General features: G+C 40.6%; 21 protein-coding genes. 17 read left to right on the forward strand and 4 right to left on the reverse strand.

Annotated elements, in window-relative coordinates:
• Positions 1–92 precede the first annotated feature (92 nt).
• The 6 genes from MKZ11_RS06165 to MKZ11_RS06190 all read left to right on the forward strand — a co-directional run bounded on the left by MKZ11_RS06165 (position 93) and on the right by MKZ11_RS06190 (position 5,806).
• Positions 93–836, forward strand: coding sequence for a GyrI-like domain-containing protein (locus MKZ11_RS06165; protein ID WP_340793116.1), 744 nt, complete (start codon positions 93–95; stop codon positions 834–836).
• A gap of 165 nt (positions 837–1,001) precedes the next feature.
• Entirely contained in the window at positions 1,002–1,808 is an 807-nt protein-coding gene (locus MKZ11_RS06170; RefSeq protein ID WP_340793117.1) for a hypothetical protein, read from the forward strand.
• Between the two features lie 75 nt (positions 1,809–1,883).
• Positions 1,884–2,609: a MerR family transcriptional regulator gene (locus tag MKZ11_RS06175; RefSeq protein ID WP_340793118.1), complete on the forward strand. Its 726-nt coding sequence runs from the start codon at positions 1,884–1,886 to the stop codon at positions 2,607–2,609.
• A 381-nt stretch (positions 2,610–2,990) separates the two neighbouring features.
• On the forward strand, positions 2,991–3,587 hold the full coding sequence (locus MKZ11_RS06180; RefSeq protein WP_340793119.1) for a hypothetical protein: 597 nt from the start codon (positions 2,991–2,993) through the stop codon (positions 3,585–3,587).
• Between the two features lie 287 nt (positions 3,588–3,874).
• Positions 3,875–5,071 (forward strand): class I SAM-dependent rRNA methyltransferase, encoded by a 1,197-nt coding sequence (locus tag MKZ11_RS06185; protein ID WP_340793120.1) that lies wholly within the window; start codon positions 3,875–3,877, stop codon positions 5,069–5,071.
• Between the two features lie 114 nt (positions 5,072–5,185).
• Complete coding sequence (locus MKZ11_RS06190; protein ID WP_340793121.1) at positions 5,186–5,806, forward strand: LysE/ArgO family amino acid transporter; 621 nt, start codon at positions 5,186–5,188, stop codon at positions 5,804–5,806.
• 131 nt (positions 5,807–5,937) lie between these two features.
• Here MKZ11_RS06190 and MKZ11_RS06195 read toward each other — a convergent pair whose 3' ends face one another.
• The 4 genes from MKZ11_RS06195 to MKZ11_RS06210 all read right to left on the reverse strand — a co-directional run bounded on the left by MKZ11_RS06195 (position 5,938) and on the right by MKZ11_RS06210 (position 8,341).
• The gene (locus MKZ11_RS06195) at positions 5,938–6,348 is read right to left on the reverse strand and encodes a DUF3021 domain-containing protein (protein ID WP_340793122.1); all 411 of its coding nucleotides are present in this window, start codon (positions 6,346–6,348) and stop codon (positions 5,938–5,940) included.
• Positions 6,345–6,803, reverse strand: coding sequence for a LytTR family DNA-binding domain-containing protein (locus MKZ11_RS06200; RefSeq protein ID WP_340793123.1), 459 nt, complete (start codon positions 6,801–6,803; stop codon positions 6,345–6,347). Before MKZ11_RS06200 ends, MKZ11_RS06195 begins: the two co-directional genes overlap by 4 nt.
• Before the next feature lie 61 nt (positions 6,804–6,864).
• Positions 6,865–7,608 carry an ABC transporter permease gene (locus MKZ11_RS06205; protein ID WP_340793124.1) on the reverse strand — a complete coding sequence of 248 codons (744 nt, stop codon included), beginning with the start codon at positions 7,606–7,608 and terminating at the stop codon, positions 6,865–6,867.
• Positions 7,609–7,621: 13 nt separating this feature from the next.
• Positions 7,622–8,341 (reverse strand): ABC transporter ATP-binding protein, encoded by a 720-nt coding sequence (locus MKZ11_RS06210; protein WP_340793125.1) that lies wholly within the window; start codon positions 8,339–8,341, stop codon positions 7,622–7,624.
• Between the two features lie 188 nt (positions 8,342–8,529).
• On the opposite strand from MKZ11_RS06210, the gene MKZ11_RS06215 reads away from it, so the two are divergent.
• The 11 genes from MKZ11_RS06215 (at position 8,530) to MKZ11_RS06265 (ending at position 16,961) form a co-directional block, all read left to right on the forward strand.
• Positions 8,530–9,354 (forward strand): VanW family protein, encoded by an 825-nt coding sequence (locus MKZ11_RS06215; RefSeq protein ID WP_340793126.1) that lies wholly within the window; start codon positions 8,530–8,532, stop codon positions 9,352–9,354.
• A gap of 2 nt (positions 9,355–9,356) precedes the next feature.
• On the forward strand, positions 9,357–10,466 hold the full coding sequence (locus MKZ11_RS06220; RefSeq protein WP_340793127.1) for a GNAT family N-acetyltransferase: 1,110 nt from the start codon (positions 9,357–9,359) through the stop codon (positions 10,464–10,466).
• Between the two features lie 84 nt (positions 10,467–10,550).
• On the forward strand, positions 10,551–11,540 hold the full coding sequence (locus MKZ11_RS06225) for a phosphotransferase (RefSeq protein ID WP_340793128.1): 990 nt from the start codon (positions 10,551–10,553) through the stop codon (positions 11,538–11,540).
• Between the two features lie 172 nt (positions 11,541–11,712).
• Positions 11,713–12,438, forward strand: coding sequence for a nucleotidyltransferase domain-containing protein (locus MKZ11_RS06230; protein ID WP_340793129.1), 726 nt, complete (start codon positions 11,713–11,715; stop codon positions 12,436–12,438).
• Positions 12,435–12,920 carry an NUDIX hydrolase gene (locus MKZ11_RS06235; protein ID WP_340793130.1) on the forward strand — a complete coding sequence of 162 codons (486 nt, stop codon included), beginning with the start codon at positions 12,435–12,437 and terminating at the stop codon, positions 12,918–12,920. The genes MKZ11_RS06230 and MKZ11_RS06235 overlap by 4 nt, the downstream gene beginning before the upstream one ends.
• 10 nt (positions 12,921–12,930) lie before the next feature.
• The gene (locus tag MKZ11_RS06240; RefSeq protein WP_445326978.1) at positions 12,931–13,380 is read left to right on the forward strand and encodes a GNAT family N-acetyltransferase; all 450 of its coding nucleotides are present in this window, start codon (positions 12,931–12,933) and stop codon (positions 13,378–13,380) included.
• Positions 13,381–13,562: 182 nt separating this feature from the next.
• Positions 13,563–13,943: a hypothetical protein gene (locus MKZ11_RS06245; RefSeq protein WP_340793132.1), complete on the forward strand. Its 381-nt coding sequence runs from the start codon at positions 13,563–13,565 to the stop codon at positions 13,941–13,943.
• 339 nt (positions 13,944–14,282) lie between these two features.
• Entirely contained in the window at positions 14,283–14,900 is a 618-nt protein-coding gene (locus MKZ11_RS06250) for a TerD family protein (RefSeq protein ID WP_340793133.1), read from the forward strand.
• A 29-nt stretch (positions 14,901–14,929) separates the two neighbouring features.
• The gene (locus MKZ11_RS06255; RefSeq protein ID WP_340793135.1) at positions 14,930–15,508 is read left to right on the forward strand and encodes a TerD family protein; all 579 of its coding nucleotides are present in this window, start codon (positions 14,930–14,932) and stop codon (positions 15,506–15,508) included.
• Between the two features lie 61 nt (positions 15,509–15,569).
• Positions 15,570–16,148, forward strand: coding sequence for a TerD family protein (locus tag MKZ11_RS06260; protein WP_340793136.1), 579 nt, complete (start codon positions 15,570–15,572; stop codon positions 16,146–16,148).
• Between the two features lie 57 nt (positions 16,149–16,205).
• Complete coding sequence (locus MKZ11_RS06265) at positions 16,206–16,961, forward strand: TerC family protein (RefSeq protein WP_340793137.1); 756 nt, start codon at positions 16,206–16,208, stop codon at positions 16,959–16,961.
• The last annotated feature ends 69 nt before the right edge of the window (positions 16,962–17,030 follow it).

A 17,030-nucleotide genomic window follows, 5' to 3' on the forward strand; every position in this document is an offset into this window, starting at 1 on the left:
AGATTTAGGCATGGTTCAAAGTCCCTTTTTTATTTGTAATTTGACTCGCACCTAACGGGTAGGTTTATTGTTAGTTAAGAGGAGGGATGTTCATGCTGTCTGTCGGAAAAACGGCTCACCTTGTTGGTGTTACGGTGAAGGCAATTAAACATTACGAAGAGATTGGACTTATTAAACCTGCCTTCGTTAATCAAGAAACAGGCTACCGTTTTTATTCACAAACTGAACAGCAACAACTGCTACGGATTAAAACATTGAGGCAATTCGGGGTATCACTTTCCGCTATTCTCGCTGAAGGAGACGAGCAAATGGAGTCGTTGTTACAGAAAAGGAGACAGCAAATTGAACTTGAAATGGACGATTTGCGTCAGACGATGGAAGCGATTGAAAGCTATTTAAACAAGGAGGAGATTCAAATGCAAACACGTATTGTTGAAGTTGAAGAGTTCAAAGTGAAAGGGTATGGATTAAAAGGGCCGCTTTCGGAAATTCCGGGTAAATGGGAGACGTTGAATTCAAAAATTGCTGAGAAAGAAGTTGTCGTGGAGGAATCATTTGGTGTGTGCTTATCAATGGTAGGCGATGAGATTCACTACATTGCCGGTATCCAATCGTCACTTGCTGAAAGTTTTCCAAATACGGAAGAGGTCATCATCCCAGCAGGGAAATTTATCGTTGCTACGGTGGAAGGGGGCATCCCTGGGATTCCTGCTACATATGACACCATCATTAAAATGGAGGGTATTCAACTGCGGGAATGCTATGACTTTGAAAGATACGTCTATCCTGCAGGAGCAACGGAGGATATGATTGAGATTTGGATGCCGATTGAGTAACTGCAAAAGAGATAGTAATTTATAGTGCAATATATTTATTGATAAAGAAGAGATTTCGGTATAGTCCGGAGATCTCTTTTTTTGATTCCTAAGAATAGTTAAATAGTAGTTGACAACCAGTAGCCGAACCAATCACGATGTATGAAAGGGATGGTGACGTGGGAAATGAAAGAAATTTATAGGAAAACGTCGAAAGTCAGCTTTATAGGTGGCATTGGCGCAGCAATCTTCGGAATCATTTATTACTTTTACGGATATGAAGGGATTGCTGAAAATGGTGAAACGTTGTTTGGGGCCGGATTGTTCGCATTACTTTCGATAGGCGCAGGATTTTATTTCAAAAGTGCACATGAAAAATTAAACCATGGAACAATCAGTGCCAGAGATAGCATGTTGAACTTGGAAGATCTCAATGAACTAAATTTTCAGCGAGTGCCTTCCCTCTTACCGAAAATGTATAACGTCGATTCGGATGGCAATCCGTTATTTACAATTGAACCAGCTAAAGGGCAGCTATCTAGGTGGCTTACGATTTTTGCCTTGTTTGAGAAGGGCTTTATCATTCCTGCACACTACGAAATTTTAGATAGAAGTGGACAACAAATAGCATCTTTTACGATCAAAGATAATGTGAAGCGATACGAGTTATCTCTGAGGAAACCGGATAGCACATTAATGAGCACTTATAGTCAATATCTGTCGAAATCTGCCCTCAAAAATCGTGGTATTTTGTATCAAGCAGATGGTTCGGTTTGGCGTGAATTGGAAGCAAAAAGCATGGCGGGTGACATTGACGTAAAGGATGAGATGGGAAGAATGACAGTGTCGTATCGTTTTGGAATTTTTCCTTATGCGCTGAAACCTGCTTTTCAAAGCACCGCCTATCACGAACATGTTCGTTTTGGAGCGCATATTACGTCTGATGAAAAGCTTGCTTATACAATGATCTTCTTTTTGTGGTTAAAAGGTTGAATGAATTTTCTTATCTGTGTTGACTCTCACGTAACGTCATACTTTATAGTTGATTTTGAAGGGAGACTAGAAGCGATGAAAGTAAAAGAAGTAGCCCAGTTGACCGGTGTTAGTGTGCGCACGCTTCATCATTACGATGCCATCGGTTTGTTAACGCCAGATCGCACGACGGAAGCAGGGTACCGGCTTTATTCCGATGAAAATTTGGCGACGTTGCAGCAAATATTGTTCTTTCGTGAACTTGGTTTCTCTTTGAAGAAAATCAAGAAGTTGCTTACAAGCCCTTCATTTGATCGGGCGGAAGCTTTTGAAATGCAGCGTAAAATGCTCCTTGAGAAGCGAAAGCAGCTTGATAGTATGATCAACACGATTGAGAAAACAATTCAACATGGAAGAGGGGAATTATCAATGACGAACGAAGAGAAATTTAAAGGGTTTGACTTCGGTGAGAACCCATATGAACAGGAAGCAAGAGAACGCTGGGGCCAGGAGGCGGTAGATGAATCGAATAAAAAAGCGGCACAGTTTGGGCCAGAGCTAGGGGAGGAAATGAACCGCATTTACGTTAGTTTAGCGAAAATACGTCATATGGATCCATCCTCTGATGAAGCACAAGCTGGTATAGGTGAATGGTTTAATTTCCTCAATAAGATAGGAAACTATTCGTTGGAAGCATTCCAAGGTCTAGGTGAAATGTATGTCGCCGATGATCGATTTAAGAAGAATATTGACCAGTTTGGAGAGGGGCTTGCGGTGTTCATGAGGGATGCGATGGGGAATTATTCTGGTAAGGGAAAATAATACAGTGAACCTAAAATATAACTGTGCATCTTGGTGAGTCTGTGTTAAAGTCAATTATAATGAGCATATTATAGAACACAAACCTTAAAGTGAGACATCTGAGGAAATGGATGTTTTTGTAGCCGTACTAATCTGCAGAGTGAACAAATCCGTTCGCTCTGTATTTTTATTCGGCATCCGAATATTCTCGGAAATATGAAACCCCGACCCCATTTGAAACGTATAGTAAGTATAAAGAAGTTTAGTTTATCAACTGTCCAGAAAACCCGTTGCTATCTAAGTCCCGGGTCTTAGACAGTTTCCATCCACAGCCGGTTTAGTTATCTTATCGGAAGGCACATAATGGATGTAACAGTAAGAGATCGCAAGGGGTTGATGGTTATGAAAAAAACAATATATATCGTTCTTACGGATACGGGGACTTTGCTGTCAAAAGCGATAGGGATGTACACGCGGAAAGATCTGAATCATACATCTATCGCATTTGATGAAGAGCTAAATGAGATGTATAGTTTCGGTCGGAAGCAGCGACATAATCCCTTTGTTGGTGGTTTTGTGAAAGAAAGCGCTACGGAAGGGATATTCCGACAGGCGACATGTGCAGTTTATAGCTGTGATGTGACGGCGGAGGAATACACGCGGATGCTTGATAAAATCCGAATGATTGAACAGAATAAAGAACTTTATAAATATAATTTTATCGGATTGTTTGGCGTAGCCGTGAATAAGGGGATTCAACGCAAGCATGCATTTTTCTGTTCGCAATTTGTAGCGATGGTCGTAAATGAAGGTGGCTTGCATATGTTCAACATTGCTCCAAGTTTAGTACAGCCCCATCATTTTTCGCAACTGCCCTGTTTAAAGCCTGTTTTTGCGGGAGATTTGCAAACCTATTTGGATCAGGCAAGAGGCCAGCGAGAACAACCGCCTATCCGTATGAGTATGTGGAAAAGTTTAGCGTTTCGGCTGCTCGCCTAAAGAAGTCAATAAATGAGAGCAATTCTACCGTCTGGCAGGGATGCTCTCTTTTTGTATACGAATTTTCTATATCAGTTTCCTCAATACATGATAGTTAGCATCCACGGTAGCCTAAAAAAGAAGCTTGGACTATTTTTCTCCATGCTTTTCAGCTTATTTTCTTCGCTTTCCTGTCAATCAATAAAGGTGGAAAGATGAATATAAGGAAAATAAGGACATACTACGTTTGTCGCAATTCCTGCTAAAACGTGCGATAATAAAGAAAACGATCAAGTAAGGATGACATAATGACAAAAACAATTGATTTACAAGTAAATGCAAGAAATATTTCCGATTTTAAAAAAGGCTATCCGTTAATTTTAAAGGATGCCATTATTAATTCCAATGTTCTAACCACGGAAGGCACTATTGTTCGATTAGTGGATAAAGATCGTCGCTTTGTTGCGAAAGGCTATTATGGCTTGCAAAACAAAGGTCTCGGCTGGGTACTGACGAGAAAAGAGGAAGAAGAAATCGACTTCGACTTTTTTGAGTCAAGAATCGCCGCGGCACTTGGGAGACGTGAAGCTTTATTTGCAGATGCGTATACGACAGCTTTCCGCGTGTTTAATGGAGAAGGCGATGGCATCGGTGGATTAACAATCGATTATTTCGATGGCTACTTTGTAGTAAGCTGGTACAGTGAAGGAATTTACTCACTCAAGCATCATGTTTACAGTGTATTTGATAAAATCATTGATTATAAAGGGATTTATGAGAAAAAACGCTTTGACACGAAAGGCGGATACATCGAGCAGGATGATTTCGTTAAAGGGGAGCAAGGGGATTTCCCGATTATCGTCAAAGAAAATGGCATGAATTTCGCAGTCAATTTGAATGAAGGTGCAATGACTGGTATTTTCCTTGATCAGCGTGATATGCGCAAAGCGATTCGCGATAAGTATTCCGAGGGTAAAAACGTGCTGAATACATTCTCCTATACGGGTGCATTTTCCGTTGCGGCAGTCCTTGGTGGAGCGATGAAGACAACAAGTGTCGATTTGGCGAAACGCAGTAATGCAAAAACAATCGAGCAGTTCAGTGTCAACGGCATTGATTATGAACAGCAGGATATCAAAGTGATGGACGTCTTTGATTACTTCCGTTATGCAAAACGGAATGATTTGAAATTCGATCTAGTCATCCTTGACCCGCCAAGTTTCGCTCGTACCAAAAAGTACACATTCAGTACAGCGCAAGATTATCCGGCATTACTAATGGATGCGATTGCGATTACTGAGAAAAATGGCATCATTGTTGCATCGACGAACAACTCGAGTTTCGGCATGAAGAAATTTAAAACGTTCATCGAGCAAGCGTTCAATGAAGCGGGCTCCCGGTATAAGATTCTTGAGGAATCGACATTGCCTAAAGACTTCCGGACGAACCGTGATTACCCTGAATTCAACTATTTGAAAGTTGTTATTCTGCAGAAGACAAAATAATTGGGAAATATGAAAGCCGTGCCGAAGTTGGCATGGCTTTTTCTATTTAGAAAAGAAGGATAAAGTCTTTCATTCAAGAATTGAATAGGGACAGCGATTGAATGAGGTGGGAAAGTGACTGAGGCGATTTTACACGGAATCATTCTGGCATTCGGCTTGATTGTGCCGTTAGGCGTTCAAAATGTATTTGTATTTAATCAGGGGGCGTTGCAGCCTACGTTTATGAGAGCGATGCCGGTTGTTATCACTGCGGGGATTTGCGACACACTTCTAATTGTGGCGGCGGTGTCCGGGGTATCAGTTCTAGTCCTAACGTTTGCCTGGTTGGAAAATATTATTTTCAGTATTGGTATTCTTTTTTTACTCTATATCGGTTTTGTTTTATGGAAAAGTGATGTGATGTCGAAGCAGGTGGATGGAGAGCGGTTTTCAGCTAAAAAGCAAATCATCTTTGCGGCTTCGGTTTCTCTATTGAACCCTCATGCAATTCTCGATACGATTGGAGTTATCGGATCAAGTTCACTGAATTACACGGGGAATGTACGTATGGCATTCACGCTGACGACAATCATCGTTTCGTGGTTTTGGTTTTTCGGGATCGCAACTGCCGGGCGCTATTTCGGGAAGTTGGATTCGACAGGCAAGCTGATGGCGCTGTTGAATAAAGTTTCCGCTTTGGTCGTTTGGGGAATCGCCGTTTATATGGCGATCAGACTTATCAAGAATATGATGTAAGAGTCGTGCCTGGCAACAAACAGGCACGGCTTTTCTGTAATTAAACCGTTGCCGGTCATAACCTGTCTCGTGGCGAGCATAACTACGTCCGTGCCGGTCATAACAAAAAAATAGCGATGAATATTGATAAATCAAAGTCCGTCCAACTCCGCATTCATCTTTTTCGCCTGCCCTCTGAAATAAAGATAGAAAGAAGTCCAAAATACAGAATAGAAAACAATGAATAATCCTAATGCGAGTAAAAAGCTTTTTACTGTAAACGGAATCCAACCGATTCCGAATGCGAGAATGAAATACAGAATTACCACTGTAACGAAATGCAGCGCGGTCTGTTGAGACAAGCGCAAATTTGCATTTTCAAAAAAGAGCGGTGTGACTGTGAAAAACCAGCCGCAGAAAATAGAACCAAGCGAGTTTTTAAGGAATAATTGTCCATCTAGCATATCTTTATCACTGAATAGCACAACTGAATTGGTCAGAATCACAGCGATGAATGCGCCGAAGAAAATACCGATGATACTTCTATATAAAAAGGTTTTCATTCGCTTTTCCTCCTGTTCATTTTCAAGGAATCTTTAATGGAATTGACGTATGTTCTGGAGACGTATTCTTTTTCCCCTGACTTGAAATACACGCATAGCGTTCCGTTAAACGATGCTTCGAAACGACTCATTTCATGAAGATTAGCAATGACCGATTTAGAAAGCCGGATGAATTTACTCGATGGTAGAAACGCTTCAAGTTCATATAATTTCTCTTTTAGTTTAAATGAACCAGCAGCTGTCACAGCGACCACACTATCTTTTTCAGTATGAAAGTAGTGAATATCCGTCGGTTTTAAAATATGCTGCATATCGCCGTCTCTCCCGACGAGGAACTCCGAATCCTGACCTTTGATGAAATCAAGAATTTCTTGTATGGAATCGTCTAATTCTGGGCATTCAATTGTTACTTTGGTTTCTTCGTAATCACGATCAATGTTTAATGATACTTTCATTCCAAATACACCCCTATCGACAATAGTATATACATCCAATTTACCATTGTCTGATAGTCTGTCAAATGCGTTTTTTGTTTGAAATACGGAGAACGAGCAATGCGATAATTACTAAACAAGAAATGTATCCAATAGAAATAAGTAAGCTATTGTCAAAAGTAAGCTGGTCATTCCAAACTGCAATGAATAAATTATTCATATGAAAGAGCGGATTAAAATCGGCAATGACTTGTATGAATTTCGGCATCATACTGATTGGGAATGCAAATCCTCCAGTGAAGATGACAACTTGGAAAATGACGATGGAGAAAACCAAAGCACTTTTCATCTCGTTGAAAAAAGAATAAATAGCTGAAGCGATAACAAGCAGAACAGCATTAAGTATGATGAAAAACCCGTAGGCCGTGATGAAATTCAATACTTGAAACTGCAAGTCATATACAAGCATGCCAATTGCGTAAATGAACAGGTATCCGAAACTTGTAATGATGATGGAGCGGATGATACTTGACAGTAAAAGCGTGTTTTTAGAAACGGGTGAAAGTCTGATTCGCTTTTCCACACCCGTTGTACGATGCGTCACCTGATCGAACCCGAAAGCAAAAAATACTGTGGTGAATGTAATAAGTAAAATATATGACGGTGTATACGTTTGTGCATAACTCAAGTTACCTGCATATGTCTGATCTCCGAACAATTGCCCCATGAAAATATACGTAATTGGCGGCACGACAATCGTGAAAACCAAGTAAAACAATTCCCTTGAAAACATAAGTAAGTCGTACTTTAACTGTGTCGCTAACATATTTTTCTCCCCCTTATATGGATACTTTCTCAAGATAAAATGCATTGACGGATGTATAGCCTGATGCCAAAATACCTTCCGTTGTATCGAAGATTTCATTGACGCCATTATCTATAAGCATCACTTTGTCGCAGTACAATTCGATTTCATCCATATTATGTGTTGTTAGAATGACCGTGCCGCCTGTACGCTCGTTGTATTCCATAATGTACGTCCAAAGAATATTGCGCATATGCGGATCTAGACCCGTCGTCGGTTCATCTAAAATTAGAAGTTTCGGTTGTGATAAAAAGGCGATGGCCAAGCTTACAATCTGTTTCCATCCTCCGGAAAGTTTATCGAAATATTTTTTTCGATGCGGTTGTAACTTGAAATCAGTAATGATTGTTTCGATATCAATGGGCGATTTGTAATACGCTTTAAATAACCACAGCAACTCCTGCACCTTCAGCGTCTGATAGAACTGAGTCGGCTGGAGGACGACTGAAATTTGTTGTCGAACTTGTTCCAGCTTGTTAGTTGAAAGTGCCTTTATTTCTTCATCAAAAACGAACACTGTTCCGGTGTCATATTGTTTGATTGTCATAAGGATTTCGAGAAACGTCGATTTACCTGCTCCGTTCTTTCCGATGACCCCGATTATTTCGCCTTCTTGTGCTTGAAAATCCAATCCTTTTAAAACGACATTCGTGCCGTAAGCTTTTTTCAAATTTTTAACGTTGATGATAGTCATTGCAATCCCTCCGTTTGAAATTTCTTTATACCCAAAGTGTATGTTGTAACGGCTTGGTTGTCTGCGGTATTTCGGTGACAGGCAACAATCGGATAGTGACTTGCAGAAAATTGCACATGAAATGCATAGACTTTTTGGGAAATTCAAAGGACAAAGTGATAAGAAAAGAGAATAAGTTAGGAGAGGGGATGAAGCGGGTGAATTCATTGAAACCGAAAAAGCGAAGTAAGATGCGTATATTTTTCGGAAAGAAAGTGTATCGGCTGAAACGTTATTCAGAGTGGTACATGGACGGAAAAAAGTATGCAATGAAGCGGTCAGTGGAGAAACTGAACCAGGTTGTTTTTCAACACCGAACACCGCTCCTTCGCAAACTGAAAGATGTTGATATGGAATTACAAACCAATAAGATTACGAATTTGAAGATAGCAGCAAAACGATTGAACGGAATTGTGATCCAGCCTGGAGAGACATTTTCCTATTGGCGCTTGATAGGCAGTACAACGAAGCGTAAAGGGTACGTTGCTGGGATGATATTGCATTACGGGCAAGTGACGACAGGCGTTGGCGGGGGGCTATGTCAGTTGTCGAATTTAATTTATTGGATGACACTTCATACACCGCTAACGATTACAGAGCGCTATCGCCACAGTTACGACGTCTTCCCGGATTCAAAACGTAATCAGCCGTTCGGCAGCGGCGCTACATGTGCCTATAACTATCTTGATTTGCAACTAAAGAACGAAACAAGTGAACCGTATCAGCTTATCGTCTATCTGACGGACGACTCGCTCGTCGGTGAATGGCGTGCGTACCTAGCGGCTAATCGCACCTATAAAGTATACGAGAAAGAACACAGTTTCACACGTGAATCATGGGGCGGCTATGTGCGTCATAATACGATTTACAGGGAATCGTACAACCTGAAAGGCGAACTTATCGAGGATGAATTCATTACAGAAAACCATGCGATCACGATGTATGAACCATTTTTGTCATATGAGGAGTGTTGAGTATGTTAGGACTGAACAAAGGGGAAGTCAGATTAGTACCGCATGCTACTGGCTGGGAAGAAGATTTCATTGAGGAAAAAGAATTATTGAGCGAGGCAATTGGAATGCAAGTGGTGGATATTGAACATATGGGAAGTACCTCTATCAAAGGAATTGCCGCGAAGCCGTTACTGGATATTCTTGTTGGTGTTCGATCAATGGATGATGTAGCGAAATTTGATAAAAAGAGATTAAAAGAAGCCGGTTATTACCATCTTGGTCGTGTGGAAATAGAAGGGAAAGTTGTTTTCGCTAAGTTTACAAACCTGGAGGATCTGACAAAAACACATGTCCTTCATATTGTAGAATATGGCGGGGATTGGTGGCAGAAACATACCTTTTTTAGAGATTATTTGAATGAACATCCTGATGTAGCCAAACAATATGAAGCATTGAAGAAAAAGCTGGCTGCCACATATCCGAATAATGAGAGTTTATACGCTGATGCGAAATTGAAGTTTGTTGATGAGGTATTAAATAGAAGAGAACCAAGGTCGTTCCTTATTAACGAAGGGAATTTGCAAGTCCGGGAATTAGAAAGAGTTGATAAGGTCCTACTCTCGAAATGGTTATCAGACCCGGAAATTCTTCGTTATTACGAAGGGCGGGATAATCCGTTCAATATTGAGAAGGTTGAGCAAGAATTCTTTGACTCTGAAGAAAATGTGCTAAGATGCCTGGTTGAATTTAGCGGAATTCCAATTGGCTATGTCCAGTTTTACATAGTGGACGAACAGGAAAGACAAATTTACGGCTATGACAACTCATCGGAGATGGTCTACGGAATGGATCAGTTCATAGGCGAGTCCGCTTATTGGGATAAAGGCATAGGAACACAACTCGTCCGTTCAATGGTGACGTACTTGATAAAAGAAAAAGATGCGGACCGAATTGTGATGGACCCGCAAACGTGGAATGAGCGTGCAATTCATTGTTATGAAAAATGTGGTTTCGAAAAGGTGAAATTACTACCGGCAAATGAGCTACATGAAGGTGAGTATCGGGATAGTTGGCTGATGGAGCATGTTGCTAAAACTGTGGATGTATTAAAAATCAGCTGTGTTCGTATATAAGTTGAAATTAAAATGTCTCTTAAATACATTTAGATACGTATTCATCTGTCAATATATATATAAAGAAATACGGGGAGATGTAACTTGGACCTTGTCTTATCAGAAGAAATAGTATTGAACGACCTTATCAACACTTGTAAACGATTTTTTGGGTTTAATGTATTAGAAGCTACACCTATAAAACGTGGTTGGTTAAATTTAAAGTGGAGAATAACAACAGATTCTGGTGTTTTTTTAATCAAGCAATATAACAAGGAAAGATACAAAAAATATAACCGCGATGAACTCTTATTCGCTTTCTCTCAACAAATGCGATTACATAAAGGAGGTCTTCCATGCCCTAAACTCTATTCTTATGAAGATCAGTTTCTTTTAGAATCGGATAAGGGCGAACTTTTTATGTTAATGGAATATTGTGATGGCACTGTAATCCCTCCCGGCAAAATAAATGTTCATCAAATGTATGACTTAGGACGGGTAACAGGGAATATGCATGATTTGTTAAATGACCGTACACCAAGGCTTAAGAGAAGATCCGAATTTATCCCTCCAAGTCGGGAGGAGCGTTTGGCCCATTGGAAATCTGCTTGGAATCATGCGAATATTACTGACAAATCTCATTTACTGCCAATACTAGAAACGCAATATAAAGTAACTGAAACGATAAATTTGGAAGCCTTTAATCTGAATGAAACTGGGTGGGCCCACCGTGATCTATGGGTAGACAATTTATTGTTCAAAGAGAAAACAGTAAGTGCCGTTTTGGATTTCGATAGGATGAAATATGACTATCCAAAGCTAGATGTTGCTAGAGCTGTTATATCTGGGGCTTTATATGAAAACAATTTTGAAGTCTCCCATGTTCAAGCTTTTATAGAAGGATATAGTGAGAAATGTTTAGTTGAGAAAGGATTCATAATTAGCTCATTAAAAATGTTGTGGTTTATGGAAAGTACATGGTGGATAGATTCAAACATGGATCAGCATAGTGGTCCCCCAGAACGTTTTGCAGAGGAAATGCGTTGGATAGCTGAAAATCAAAAAGAATTGGAGTCCATGTTAGGGAATGTATAATGCTGATCCAAATATCAATGAAGGTAGAGGTACTATCCTGTGAAGCACCGGACGGCGTATTCAAATTGAAACAACCCCTGGATTTAAACGACTTTATTGTTAGGGTACATAATGATTATTAATATAAGTAACCATCAATAGATCTTGAAATTGATTGGAGAGAGGTGAGTCCATGAATAGCAGCAGAATACAGCCTGTCGAAGCCGCGAAAAAGTTTATAGCGGAAAAATTCCCGGATTGCCAAGCTGCATTGCTTGCGGGAAGTGTCGTCAGAGGTGAGGATACGGCAACATCAGATTTAGACATTGTTGTTTTCGATGAAAAGGTAGAATCGGCGTACCGCGAATCGCTTTTTGAATATGGATGGCCAATCGAAGTGTTCGTCCATAACCTCACTTCTTATAGGGACTTTTTCAAGTCAGACCGTGAAAGTGCTCGACCGTCATTGCCGCGGATGGTTTCCGAAGGTATCGTCTTATTCGATTCTGGAGTTGTTTCTTTCATAAAGGATGAAGCTAAGGTGCTATTGAAAAAAGGTCCCGAGGTTTGGTCGATTGAAACGATAGTAATGAAACGTTATATGATAACGGATGCACTCGATGATCTGATTGGTTCAACAAATCCTGCAGAAGACCTTTTCATAGCGAATACACTTGCCAATGAAATCCATGAATTCGTTTTGCGGACAAACGTTCAGTGGGTCGGGTCGTCAAAATGGGTTGTGCGCGCTTTAAGTCAATTCGATGAAAAATTTGCTCGGCTATTTGTACAAGCATTCGATTTGTTTTATAAAACAGGCAATAAGGATGAAATTATCATGCTTACAGATGAAGTATTAAAACCATATGGCGGCAGGCTATTTGAAGGTTTTTCATTGGGGAAAGGAGACCGGATATGACTAGTACATACGTGGATTGGGGAGGCCATAAGTTGAAACTGACATGGGAAATTGGTCTTTTGCCGGAACGGGAATTGATTACAAGTGTCCACGGTTTTTGTTTTAAAGACGGGAAACTGTTGATGGTCGATTTGAATGACCGAGGCTGGGATTTTCCTGGAGGGCATATTGAAGCCGGTGAGACTGCGGAGGTATGCTTCAAGCGAGAGGCGATGGAAGAAGGGTATGTAACGGGGGATTGTGTACTACTTGGTTCAATTGAAGTTAATCATCATGAAAATCCGTTGTGGAATGAACAAAGCATTTACCCCCAAATAGGCTATCAAGTTTTCTACAAAATGGACATAACGGAATTGCATCCTTTTGAAGCACAATATGAATCGAACAGACGAATCTTCATCTCATCTGAAGACGTCTCCAAATACTATAATGGATGGCATGAAATATACGAAGAAATAATTAATGATGCGCGAAAAAGGTGATTACATGAAAATGAGGAATTTACTAAAGCATGAAGCTCCACCCTTTGATCTTCTACTCCTTGCCGATCCATCGCGGGAACTAGTGGACCAGTATTTAGCCTACGGGGAATGCCGTATTGCTGAAGTAGAAGGCAAGATTGTCGGTGTCTATGTGCTTGTTAAATTAGGAGATAGTAAGATGGAGATTATAAATATTGCTGTGGATGCGAGTATACAAGGCCGCGGGATTGGGAAGAAGTTAATCAACGACGCGATTCAGACCGCAAGGATGTTGGGCTGCAAGTCGCTTGAAGTTGGAACTGGAAACTCCAGTATTAGTCAATTGGGGTTTTATCAGAAATGTGGTTTTCGTATCGATGGTGTGATTCAAGACTTCTTCTTAGATCACTACGAGGAAGAAATTTTTGAAAACGGCATTCAATGCAGGGACATGGTTCGGTTTTCAATGGATATTTCATGAATAAATGAAGTGATTTAAACGTTATCAACGACACTAAGCAGTTTATCACCGCTAGGAATTACCTTATCACCCTTATGAACCATTTCGCCTGCTTTGTCACAAATACGTCCCATGACAAATCAGTATATTTCTAGTAATCTGGAAGAAATGGGTAGTGAATTTTCTGTGAGGGGGATGACGCAATGAAACGAGTATTTGTGCTTCTTTTCATCGGCGGTATGATGGCGGGTTGTTCGAATGTTTATAGCGAAGAAGAAGGCTATCGCATGGCGGTCATTAATCACGGTTTTCCGGTTCCAAAAAATGCGAGTGAGTTAAGACCGGAAGCGTGTACGACAGAAATTGTGAAATCGGCAAAGTACAAATTGAACGCTATTGGTGGGGAGCAGGGAGAACCGCCCAAGCATTATTTGGAGGAAATAAAGTCGTGGGGCTGGACGGAGCTTGAAGATGAACAACAAGGGAATATTCACTTCTACGAAAAAGAAGGGAAAGTCATGTCACTCGTTTTTACGAAAAATGTCTTTGATGTTTTTGAAATAAGCAGTAAAGCGGAGATGTAAGGGAATCCATGAATAGGGAATCCTTTTTTTTGAAACCTTTTCACCCGTAGAACCGTACTAGTAAGAAGTAGTGATTGTGATGAACTAAAAAAGTTATTGCTACTGACGCAGGAACGATTGAGTTATCCAACCTTGAGCTGTTTTTCTTACCTAATTTACTGATGCTGAAAAACGTTTGTCGAATGATAATTTAGATTGGATTTAGTATTGCAGAGTAGAAAAGAGTTATACATAATCATTGTTTTGGTAGTCTGATCTCAGGTGTAGTAAAATAAAGATTGATTGTATTTAATGTGAGAATATGTTGATTTTAATTTAAAATAAGAAGGAGTGATTGAATTGGCAATTATCTTGCAAAAGGGCCAGCGAATCGATTTGACGAAAGGTCATCCAGGCCTTGAAAGAATTGTTGTGGGACTCGGTTGGGATCCGATTGAGAAAAAAAAGAGTGGATTACTCGGCGGGCTTTTCGGTGGCGGTAACGCCGGTGGTAGTGATTCTAATATGGATATTGATGCTTCTGTCATCATGCTACAAGACGATAAATTTGTGAGTAAAGACAATTTGGTTTACTTTGGCAATTTGAAGAGTAAATGTGGCAGCGTTACACATACAGGTGATAATACCACTGGAGATGGCGACGGAGATGATGAGCAAGTGATCGTTGACTTGAAGATGATCCCTGCGAGCATTAATAAGCTGGTGTTTGTCGTTAATATTTACGATTGTGTAAAACGTAAACAGGACTTTGGCCAAGTGGAAAATGCATTTATCCGCGTCATGAATTCGGCGAATAATGAGGAATTGCTAAAGTTTAGTTTGTCGGAAAGCTATGCAGGATCTACAAGCTTAACTGTCGCAGAAATTTATCGTAGTGGCAGTGAGTGGAAATTCGCTGCAGTTGGTTCAGGCTCATCAGATGCGGGTCTGGGAGAAATGGTTAATAAATATTCATAAAATATAAAAAAGAAAAGAGGATGACATAAATGGCTATTTCATTGAGCAAAGGGCAAAAAGTAGATTTGACGAAAAGTAATCCAGGATTAACAAACATCACAATCGGTCTGGGTTGGGATACGAATAAATATGACGGCGGGAAAGACTTTGACCTCGATTCATCCATATTTTTATTAAATGCAACAGGAAAATGTGACAACGAAAAGGATTTCATCTTCTTCAATAATCTTGAAGGCGGAAATGGTTCCGTTGTCCATACCGGCGACAACTTGACAGGTGAAGGCGATGGAGACGATGAGCAAGTCAAAGTCAGTCTTGCAAATGTACCGGCCACGGTTGAAAAAATAGCGTTCACGATTACAATCCATGATGCAGAGGAACGCAATCAGAACTTCGGTCAGGTTTCGAACAGCTATGTACGAATCGTTAACGATGCAAACAGCGAAGAGTTGATCCGCTATGACTTAGGGGAAGACTTCTCCATTGAAACAGCTGTTGTTGTAGGTGAGCTATATAGACATGGTAGCGAATGGAAGTTTAGTGCGATTGGCAGTGGCTATCAGGGTGGTCTAGTTTCCCTTGTAAAGGATTATGGACTACAAGCTTAATCAATGGAGGACAAAGTTATAGGAGTTCAGCGTTCAACTATGACGAACAGGAGTGATTCGAATGGCGATCACGTTATCGAAAGGGCAAAAAGTTGATTTGACGAAGACAAACCCGGGGCTTATACGAGGAGTTATTGGACTCGGTTGGGATACGAATAAATACTCTGGCGGAAAAGAGTTCGATCTTGATGCTTCTGCATTTCTTGTCGATGCAAGCAACCGTTGCCAGAATGATCATGATTTTATTTTTTACAATAATCTTAAGCATCCGAGTGGAGCTCTTCAACATACGGGTGATAACCGGACGGGTGAGGGAGATGGGGATGACGAGCAAGTAATCGTGGACTTCTCAAAAATTCCCGCGTATGTTGACCGGATAGGTATTACGGTTACGATTCATGATGCAGAAACGCGAAGCCAAAATTTCGGGCAGGTGTCAAATGCCTTTGTCCGACTTTCGGATGAAGCGACTGGGGAAGAATTACTACGTTTCGATTTGGGAGAAGATTTTTCCATTGAAACGGCTGTTGTTTTCTGCGAATTGTACAGGCACGGTAACGATTGGAAATTCAATGCAATCGGCAGCGGATTCTCCGGAGGTCTGGAAGCACTCTGCAAAAACTATGGTTTGGAAGTATAAATTTACAGGCTGATATAGGGCTGAATTCCTTTATCGTTTTATTACTGGGAGGAACTAATGAATATAATTAATGGAATAATCGATACATATGCCGCCTTTTTTGACTGGGATATGTGGGTACAAGTGCTAAGCGATCCGGTCAGTTGGGGCTTAATCGGCACCCTCGTCATACTTGAGGGATTGTTGTCCGCTGATAATGCACTCGTACTCGCGGTAATGGTCAAACATTTACCGGAAAAGCAACGGAAAAAAGCTTTATTTTACGGACTTCTTGGCGCTTATATCTTCCGGTTCATTGCAATTGGGGTCGGTGTTTTCCTCATTAAATTGTGGTGGGTCAAGGCATTAGGTGCGGCTTATCTAGCTTGGTTGGCGATTAAGTACTTTATCGACAAGTCAAAAGAAGCAGGTAATGATGAAGAAATTGCAGGTATGAAAACAGAGGGTATTCTAATTCGTCTTTTCGGAACGTTCTGGGGAACGATTGCCGCTGTTGAGATTATGGATATTGCTTTTTCGGTAGATAGTGTGCTTGCTGCTTTCGGTGTCAGTGAACAAATCTGGGTACTTCTTCTCGGGGGAATGCTCGGAGTATTGATGATGCGCGGAATTGCCGGCGTATTTCTAAAGTTAATTGACAAAGTGCCAGAACTCGAAACGGCAGCGTATGTGCTGATTATGCTAATAGCGATTAAGATGGGATTGAGTGTTGTTGGTTACGATGTGCACCACTATGTATTCTTTATCATCTTAATTATTACGTTCCTTGCTACATTTGTTATTCACAATAGAAATAAGCGTAAGTTGGCTTAATACAAAGAAAAGAGAAGGCTAGCCCCTTCTTTTTTCTTTACCCTAAATAAAGCAGTACAGAAGGTGGAT

Origin of the sequence: Sporosarcina sp. FSL K6-1508 (assembly GCF_038007465.1) — a bacterium.
GTDB classification, from domain to species: Bacteria; Bacillota; Bacilli; order Bacillales_A; family Planococcaceae; genus Sporosarcina; species Sporosarcina psychrophila_B.

Bases quoted from the DNA above. Each gene is read 5' to 3' on its own strand.
- MKZ11_RS06200 (WP_340793123.1), bottom strand. From the start codon at position 6,803: ATGAAAGTATCATTAAACATTGATCGTGATTACGAAGAAACCAAAGTA.
- MKZ11_RS06180 (WP_340793119.1), top strand. From the start codon at position 2,991: ATGAAAAAAACAATATATATCGTTCTTACGGATACGGGGACTTTGCTG.
- MKZ11_RS06265 (WP_340793137.1), top strand. From the start codon at position 16,206: ATGAATATAATTAATGGAATAATCGATACATATGCCGCCTTTTTTGAC.
- MKZ11_RS06240 (WP_445326978.1), top strand. From the start codon at position 12,931: ATGAGGAATTTACTAAAGCATGAAGCTCCACCCTTTGATCTTCTACTC.
- MKZ11_RS06205 (WP_340793124.1), bottom strand. From the start codon at position 7,608: ATGTTAGCGACACAGTTAAAGTACGACTTACTTATGTTTTCAAGGGAA.
- MKZ11_RS06215 (WP_340793126.1), top strand. From the start codon at position 8,530: ATGAAGCGGGTGAATTCATTGAAACCGAAAAAGCGAAGTAAGATGCGT.
- MKZ11_RS06175 (WP_340793118.1), top strand. From the start codon at position 1,884: ATGAAAGTAAAAGAAGTAGCCCAGTTGACCGGTGTTAGTGTGCGCACG.
- MKZ11_RS06165 (WP_340793116.1), top strand. From the start codon at position 93: ATGCTGTCTGTCGGAAAAACGGCTCACCTTGTTGGTGTTACGGTGAAG.
- MKZ11_RS06195 (WP_340793122.1), bottom strand. From the start codon at position 6,348: ATGAAAACCTTTTTATATAGAAGTATCATCGGTATTTTCTTCGGCGCA.
- MKZ11_RS06170 (WP_340793117.1), top strand. From the start codon at position 1,002: ATGAAAGAAATTTATAGGAAAACGTCGAAAGTCAGCTTTATAGGTGGC.
- MKZ11_RS06230 (WP_340793129.1), top strand. From the start codon at position 11,713: ATGAATAGCAGCAGAATACAGCCTGTCGAAGCCGCGAAAAAGTTTATA.
- MKZ11_RS06260 (WP_340793136.1), top strand. From the start codon at position 15,570: ATGGCGATCACGTTATCGAAAGGGCAAAAAGTTGATTTGACGAAGACA.
- MKZ11_RS06210 (WP_340793125.1), bottom strand. From the start codon at position 8,341: ATGACTATCATCAACGTTAAAAATTTGAAAAAAGCTTACGGCACGAAT.
- MKZ11_RS06245 (WP_340793132.1), top strand. From the start codon at position 13,563: ATGAAACGAGTATTTGTGCTTCTTTTCATCGGCGGTATGATGGCGGGT.
- MKZ11_RS06220 (WP_340793127.1), top strand. From the start codon at position 9,357: ATGTTAGGACTGAACAAAGGGGAAGTCAGATTAGTACCGCATGCTACT.
- MKZ11_RS06185 (WP_340793120.1), top strand. From the start codon at position 3,875: ATGACAAAAACAATTGATTTACAAGTAAATGCAAGAAATATTTCCGAT.
- MKZ11_RS06235 (WP_340793130.1), top strand. From the start codon at position 12,435: ATGACTAGTACATACGTGGATTGGGGAGGCCATAAGTTGAAACTGACA.
- MKZ11_RS06255 (WP_340793135.1), top strand. From the start codon at position 14,930: ATGGCTATTTCATTGAGCAAAGGGCAAAAAGTAGATTTGACGAAAAGT.